The organism is Amycolatopsis sp. NPDC059021 (assembly GCF_042739895.1).
Classification (GTDB): Bacteria; Actinomycetota; Actinomycetes; order Mycobacteriales; family Pseudonocardiaceae; genus Amycolatopsis.
Window position 1 is genome coordinate 4,601 of record NZ_JBHYIQ010000176.1, and the last position, 7,261, is coordinate 11,861.

Sequence of the window (7,261 nt, forward strand, 5' to 3'; positions counted from 1 at the left end):
ATGAAGGCCTCCTTACCGGCGCTCAACGCCGGTAAGGAGGCCTTCACGGCATTGCGCTGTCAAAGGGCGGCACCATCGAGCGGGAATCGTCGCCAAAGCGAATTCGAGGGCGCCGAGCGCCGAAAATCACCCGATCGTTGTCAGCAATTAGTCCACAAAGGACTGTCAGACCAGCGCACCCGACTGGATCGCGTAGGCCACGGCGTGCGTGCGGTTGGCCAGGCCGAGCCGCTGCATGGCACCACGCAGCACGTTCTTGACCGTCCCTTCCGAACACGAAAGCTTCGACGCGATCTCGTCCGTGCGGAACCCGTCCGCGATCAACCGGATCGTGTCGAGCTCGCGGCGGGCGAACCCGGACAGCGTCAGCCCGTTCGGCTCGAGCACGTTCTCCCGGAGGTCGTGGAGCTGGTTCAGCAGCGCCGACTGCAGACCACGGGGGAACATCGAATGTCCTTTGGTCGCACCGACCACGGCGACCACCAGCCGGGCGGCCGTGCAGTGCTCGGCGGGCAGGATGCTCGACACGCCACACTGGACGGCGAACAGGGTGTCCTGTTTGTCGAACCGGTCGGTGATCACCACGCAGCGCGGCCCCGGAACATCGGGAACACCCGCCCGCATCCGGCGGACGCCGTCCAGTTGCGCGGCACCCACGGAGTGCTCGGCGAGGACCAGCACGTCGGCGGTCGCCCGCTCGCCCTCGGTCAGGATGTCTATTTGCTCAGCCGAGCGCAGCAGGGAAACAATGCCCGCGCGTTTGACCGGATCGGACGCCTGGATCAGAACTCGGATCGGCTGCACGGCAATCCCTCCAACTCGCTGGACCCTGGTGTGAACCACAGCCTGACGGAGTGGTCTTCATTCCTCCTATAGACGTTCTCCGCACCATGAAGGTTCTGTGGATGGCGTCGACTTTCTGAGCGCTCATCTGAGCGGTACGCGCGAGGACCGTGCCCGGACCAGGAGAAAGTCAGTCCGGCAGGAGCACCAGTTCGGCCAGAGCGCGCTCCCGCCGTTCGCGGGCCGCCGGGGCCTGGGAGAGTTCGATGGCCAGGGTGAGGCATTCCCTGGCCTCATCGACGGCACCCGCTTCACGCCAGGCGCGGCCCTCGCCCAGCGCGCAGATCGCCTCGACGGACTCGAATCCGCCTTCCCAGGCGTTCCACCGGGCGACGCGGTAGGACTCGGCGGCTTCCCGCCATTCGCGGAGTTCGCAGAGCACGTCACCGATCCCGCGCAGCGTCTGCGCCCGCAGCATCCGGCGGATCTCGGGGTTCGCCAGTTCCGCGTACCGTTCGGCGTCGGCGAGGACGGCACGGTGGACGGCGACGGCTTCGGCGTACCGGCCGCTTCCCCGCAGCGCATGGGCGTAGACGTTGCGGACCGTGCTCTGCACGGACCAGAACGGCAGCCCGCCGGCGGATTCGCGGGCGCGCTCGGCGTGTTCGGACGCCTCGGCGGCCCGGCCGAGATGCAGCAGCGTTTCGGCGAGGTAGGTGTGGGACCACGTGCGCTCGGTGTGTTCGCCGATCCGGTCGGCGATCTCCAGTGCGCGGCGATGCGCCGCCACCGCGGCTTCGCGGTCGCCGAAACAGACTTCATGGGCCCAGCCGACGAAGTTGAGCAGCTTCGCCTCTTCGGCGGCGTTGCCGAGGGCCTTCGCCGCGTCCGCGCCGAGCGAGAAGATCTCGCGCCACGGGCGCTGCTGGCTCCGGCCGTCGGAATACCAGTGCAGCGCGGCGGCGAGATCGCCGACCTCACGGTGCCAGCCCTTCCGCGCCGCCACCCGCTGGGCGGCCACCCAGTTGCTGCCTTCCGCGTCGAGCCACCGGGCGGCCTCGTCCCGCGAGCCGAACCGCCCGGTTTCCAGTACCTCGGGGAAGAACAGCCGCGCCGCCTCGGCCGTCCTGTCGAGCAGATAGCCGAGCGCGGTGTCCGCCTCGGCCGGGTCCTCCTCCGCCTCGAACCGTTCCCCGGCGAAGAGCCGGATCAGGTCGTGGAACTGGTAACGCCCGGGGTCGACCGCGATCTGCAGCAGGCTCGCGTCGACGAGTTCGTCGAGCTGTTCGCGCACGTCGGCGTCGGCCGCGCCGGTCACGACGCCGGCGAGTTCGGCACCGAAGTCGGCGCCCGGCACGGTCGCCAGCCGCCGGAACAGCAGCCGTGCCCCGGCCGAAACCCCGCGATAGGACAGGTCGAACGCCGAGCGCAGTTGCAGATCGCCCGCCGAAAGCGCGCGCAGCCGGGTGCGTTCGTCGCGCAGCTGCGCGACCAGATGGGCCAGGGACCACTGCGGCCGGGTGGCGAGCCGGTTGCCCGCGATCCGGACGGCGAGCGGCAGGTTTCCGCACAACTCGACGAGTTCCCGCGCCGCCCCCGGCTCGGCGCGGACCCGGTCCACGCCGAGGATCGCGGCGAGCAGACCAGTCGCGGCGCCGTCGGAAAGCGGCTCCAGCGACACCCAGCGGGCCCCTTCGAGCCCGGCGAGCGTGCGGCGGCAGGTGATCAGGGTGAGGCAGCCGGGACCGGTGGCCAGCAGGGGCCGCACCTGTGCCTCGTCGGAAGCGTTGTCGAGCAGCAGCAGCACTTTCCGGCCGTCGAGCAGCATTCGCAGCAACGCGGACTGCTCGGCTTCGGTTTTGGGGACCTGCCCTGGGGTGACGTCGAGCGCGCGCAGCAGCCGGTCCAGCGCGGCCCGTGCACTCAGCGGCTGCTCGTCCATTCCGCGCAGGTCCACCGCGAAGCAGCCGTCCGGGAAGTCCGGGCGCAGCCGGTCCGCGGCCGCCACCGCCAGCGCGGTCTTCCCGACACCGGCCTGGCCGACGACCGCGACGACGCCGCCACCGCCGGCCACCTCGTCGGACAGCAGGTCCAGCTCGTGCTCCCGGCCGCACAGATCCGCGATGGGCGTGGGCAGCGCGCAGGTCGCCGCCACCCGCGCAGCCCGCGACGCGTTCCGGCGCCGTCCCTTCTTGGCAACGGTCAGGAAGAACTCGCGATCGCCGCCCGCCAGGCCGAGCGCGTCCGCGAGCACCTCGGCGGAACGCTGCTGAGCGGCCCGCGCGCGGCCCCGTTCCAGTTCGCGCAGGGCACGGACGCTGAGGCCGGAGGCAGCGGCGAGCCGTTCCTGCGTCCAGCCCGCCGCCCGGCGGTGTTCGAGCAGGAGCTTGCCGAACACCGACCGCGTTTCGTCTGGTTCGTCCACCGGGTTCACCGTGGTCCATTCAACCGGCAGGCTTCCGGTTCCGGAAAGCTGCCCCCTCCGCGCGCTTGTCCGCCCGTCACCCGAACGGGTTACCTGACCCCATGCCGACAACGATGACACCGGTGACTCGGACCGCCATCCCGGCACAGGAGCGCCGGGCCGTCCGGGTCGCCGTATGCGCCGCGGACCACCTCGTCCGGGCCGGTCTGCACAGCGTGCTCGACGGCAGGCCGGGCATCGAACTGCGGGAAGATCCGGCCGCGGCCGACGTCGTGATCGCCGTCGCCGGGACCGATCTGCGCCTGCTCCCGCCGTCGCGTGCCCGGTTGATCTTCATCGCCGACGAACCGAAACAGCCGGAGCTGTGGACCGCGGTCGAACGCGGGCTCGCGGTTCTCGTGCCCCGCTCCGAAGCGACGCCCGAGCGGTTGCTGCGTGCGGTCGCCGATGCCCACGCGGGCCGGGGCGACCTTCCCGCCGACCAGCTCGGCAGCCTGCTTCGCGGACTGTCGCGGCTTCACGAGGAAATCCTCGCGCCGCGCGAACTCACGCTCAGCGGTCTTTCGCCCCGCGAGACCGATGTATTGCGATTGCTCGCCGACGGGCTGGACACCGCGGAAATCGCGCGACAGGTGGCCTACTCCGAGCGGACCGTGAAGAACATCCTGCACGGCCTGCTCACCCGCTTCGGCCTGCGCAATCGCACGCATATCGTCGCCCACGCACTACGCGAAGGCCTCATCTGAAAGCTCAGTCGAGTGCTCATTTGAGCGGTCCCTCCGGATTTAGATGACCCCGGCACGCATCGCATACGCCACCGCGTGCGGCCGGTTGCGCAGCCGCAGCCGGTCGGTGATGGCGTAGATGATGTTCTTCACGGTGCGCTCCGAATAGGACAGTTCGGCCGCGATCTCGTTGGTGTCCAGGCCATCCGCCATCAGCCGCAGCACGTCGATCTCCCGAGGGGAGAGGCTGGCCCCGGTCAGCCCGCCCGGCGCGAGCACTTCCCGGTAGAGCCGCTCGGTGTGCTCGACCAGCCTGCCGAGCAGGTTGGACGGCAGGTTCGCCCCGCCGGCCGCCGCGGCGCGGACGCTGTCGGCCAGCCGTTCGTCGGTCACCGCGGCACGCGGCAGCACCGCGACCACGCGGCATTCGACCGCGACCGGCAGTTCGCCCTCCTTGATCTGGTTGACCACCAGCACGATCGGCTTGCCCAAGTCCGCCGCGACCTCGCGCAGCGCGGCGACGGCGTCGGCGGAAAGCCGTTCGAACGCCGCCACGACGACGTCGGCTTCGTCGCGGCGCTGGTTCCCGACCACGCTCACGTCCGCATGGGACTCGAGGCAGTTGGCCATCCCGGCCGTCGTGATGGGGTCCAGGGCGCAGACGCCGACCCGAACTCGTTCCATGGGTTCCTCCATCTCCGGCTCGCGATGATCACCAGTATGGGACGGCAGACTTCACGTGATCTCTAAACAGACTCCACGCGCCCGATCGTGTCACTCAGGGCGCTCAAATGAGCACTTCGGCGCCCGTGTCAAGGGCCATCCGGGCACCGAGATCTGCCTGGCCCGCCAGGCACGCTTCCCGTAACGTGGGCTTTGCCTGGGGCGCTCCGCGCCAAGGGCAACGACCCGCCGCGGTGACCCCCAGCACCTGCCGGCGGGTCGTCCTATTTCCCAGCCGTCTCCGGGAAAACCACCACGCGTCCACCCGGCCGGGTCTTCCGGGTACGCCATTGTCACGAACGGGCAAGTCCTTCCCATGGCCGGCCCGCGCACCGGCATCATCGAAATCCATGGACGGCGACTACGCGGCCCGGCGAGAAGTGCTTTGGGATCGCTGCGGGGAAAAGCTCATCGGCATCTTCAGCCCGCAACAGGTGCGGATGCTGCGCGAGCGTCTCGCGGACTATTACGCCCGGGTCGAGCGCGCACTCGACAGCCTCGGCGACGACAAGGTGATCTCGACGCTGCTGGCGACCGAAGCGGACCGGTTCCGGGTCAAGCTCGAACTGACCCTGGCGCGCATCGCGTTCTTCCTGGCCGATCTGCCCGAGCGCGGCGGCGTGGTCGAACTGCACGACGCGCCGCACCGCATGGACTGGATCTGGATGCTGCAGGAACTCCGCATCGCCGCGGCGTCCACTTCGGAGGGCGAGCTGCCGCTCGCGCCGAATCCCGGATGCGACACCGACGCCTCGGCCGAATTCGTCGAATGGTCGTTCGCGGTCATGGCGGGACTCATCACGACGGCCGAGTGTCCCCCCGCGCCCGAGCTTCCCGAACCGGACCGGCTCGCGGGCGACGCGGATGTCGCCGGGCGCCTGCCGTGAAGGAGACGTGAAGTCCCGCAACGCAAGCTTGTCCCCGCGCGCGTATTTCGTCAGCTGCGAGGTGACCATGAACCGGATTCGAGTTTTCGTCCAGACGTCCGATCCGATCACCAGGCTCGGCCTGGACGATCTGCTGCACGAGGCTCCGGAAGTCGACGTCGTCGCATTACCGGACGCCGACGTCATCCTGCTGGCCGAGGACAGGATCGGCAGACCTCAGCTCGGCGCGCTCTGGCGCGCACGACGGCAGTCGGCCGGCGAGCCGGGCCCGCGCGGCGTGCTCGTCACCCATTACTTCGATCCCGCGGATGTCCTCACCGCCGTGCAGTACGGCGTGCTCGGCGTGCTGCCGGCGTCCCACGTCTCGGCGAGCCGTCTCGTGTCGGTGCTCACCGGTGTCGCCGCGGGCCGGGCCTATCTGCCCCAGCACCTCCAGGCGGCGTTCCTCGCGGAACTGCACCGTCTCCGCCGCGAGCACCTGGAACCGCGGGGCCTGACTTTCAGCAGCTTCGAAGCGCGGGAGCTCGACGTGCTCAACCTGCTCTCGGAGGGATTCCGCACCGACGAGATCGCCACGAAACTCGCCTATTCCGAGGGCACGGTGAAAAGCATCCTCTATGGACTGGTCACCCGGCTCAACCTGAGGAACCGGACCCATGCGGTCGCCTACGCGATCCGCACCGGCGCGCTGTGGTCCGAAACGCCGCCGGACCTCGCCCGGCCCGGCGGCCTGGTACAGCAGGTCGGACCGTAGCGGTCCGAGGCCGGGCGCCGGGGCGCCCGGCCGGTTCGAGAGGTGCTGCCGCGATCGGCTAGATGACACCGGCCCGCATCGCGTACGCCACCGCGTGCGGCCGGTTGCGCAGCTGGATCCGCGTGGTGAGCGCGTAGATGATGTTCTTGACCGTACGCTCGGAATAGCCGAGCTCCTTGCCGATCTCGTGGGTGTCCAGGCCGTCGGCCATCAGCCGCAGCACGTGGATCTCGCGGCTGGACAGGCCGGACGCGGTCATCCCCCTGCTCTCCAGCACCTCGCGGTGCAGCCGCTCGGTCTGCTCCAGCAGATGCCCGAGCAGGTCCGCCGGAAGGTCCGCTCCGCCGCTCGCGGCCGAAACGATGGCGCGGGCGAGCTTGTCCTCGCAGGCCGCCGCCCTGGACACGATCGCGACCACCCGGCATTCGAGCGCCGGCAGCAGATCGGCCTCCTTGATCTCGTTCGTGACCAGCACGACCGGCACCCCGTCCTCGGCGGCCGAAGCCCGGAGCAGCCGCATCGCCTCGGCGGCGAGCCGCTCGACCGCGACCACCACGACGTCGACCTTGCCGGTCCCCCCGCCGTCCACGACGGAGATCCGCGGCCGCGAGCGCAGGCCCGCCTTGACCCCGCTCTGCGTGATGGGATCCGTCGCGCAGACCTTGACCCTGATCAGCTCCATGACACACTCCCGAATGGCGTTCCGGCCTCCAGCGGCGAACTCCATGATCGACGGCGGGGCTTCACGAACTCTCTACACGTCTCTACGCGACTTCACACCGTCACCACGCTGCTGCTGCGGCGGCGGGCGACGGCGGGCGTGCCGAGGGACGCCCTTGGTGCGTTGGATGCACCGGGGGCGTCCCTCGGTGCGGTGAACGCACCCAGGGCGTCCCTCGGATCGTGAGCTCGTGCCGGGCGGCTCGAGGGTGTCGCGAACGCGCCGTTGGGGACGCTGAACGTC

General features: G+C 70.0%; 7 protein-coding genes. 3 read left to right on the top strand and 4 right to left on the bottom strand.

Features of this window, described 5'->3' with window-relative positions:
- Positions 1-165: 165 nt before the first annotated feature.
- Both ACFWX1_RS46840 and ACFWX1_RS46845 read right to left on the bottom strand, forming a co-directional pair.
- A complete protein-coding gene (locus ACFWX1_RS46840; RefSeq protein ID WP_378396411.1) occupies positions 166-804 on the bottom strand; it encodes a LuxR C-terminal-related transcriptional regulator in 639 nt (212 codons plus the stop codon).
- Between the two features lie 169 nt (positions 805-973).
- Positions 974-3,208: an ATP-binding protein gene (locus ACFWX1_RS46845; protein WP_378396412.1), complete on the bottom strand. Its 2,235-nt coding sequence runs from the start codon at positions 3,206-3,208 to the stop codon at positions 974-976.
- Positions 3,209-3,309: 101 nt separating this feature from the next.
- On the opposite strand from ACFWX1_RS46845, the gene ACFWX1_RS46850 reads away from it, so the two are divergent.
- Complete coding sequence (locus ACFWX1_RS46850) at positions 3,310-3,954, top strand: response regulator transcription factor (RefSeq protein WP_378396413.1); 645 nt, start codon at positions 3,310-3,312, stop codon at positions 3,952-3,954.
- A 39-nt stretch (positions 3,955-3,993) separates the two neighbouring features.
- On the opposite strand, the gene ACFWX1_RS46855 is transcribed toward ACFWX1_RS46850, so the two are convergent.
- Positions 3,994-4,617 carry a response regulator transcription factor gene (locus tag ACFWX1_RS46855; RefSeq protein ID WP_378396414.1) on the bottom strand — a complete coding sequence of 208 codons (624 nt, stop codon included), beginning with the start codon at positions 4,615-4,617 and terminating at the stop codon, positions 3,994-3,996.
- A 389-nt stretch (positions 4,618-5,006) separates the two neighbouring features.
- Here ACFWX1_RS46855 and ACFWX1_RS46860 point away from each other — a divergent pair, with 389 nt between their 5' ends.
- On the top strand, positions 5,007-5,543 hold the full coding sequence (locus ACFWX1_RS46860; RefSeq protein WP_378396415.1) for a hypothetical protein: 537 nt from the start codon (positions 5,007-5,009) through the stop codon (positions 5,541-5,543).
- Positions 5,544-5,610: 67 nt separating this feature from the next.
- A complete protein-coding gene (locus ACFWX1_RS46865; protein WP_378396416.1) occupies positions 5,611-6,297 on the top strand; it encodes a response regulator transcription factor in 687 nt (228 codons plus the stop codon).
- Positions 6,298-6,355: 58 nt separating this feature from the next.
- On the opposite strand, the gene ACFWX1_RS46870 is transcribed toward ACFWX1_RS46865, so the two are convergent.
- Positions 6,356-6,979, bottom strand: a complete 624-nt coding sequence (locus ACFWX1_RS46870; RefSeq protein ID WP_378396417.1) for a LuxR C-terminal-related transcriptional regulator — start codon at positions 6,977-6,979, stop codon at positions 6,356-6,358.
- Positions 6,980-7,261: the final 282 nt, after the last annotated feature.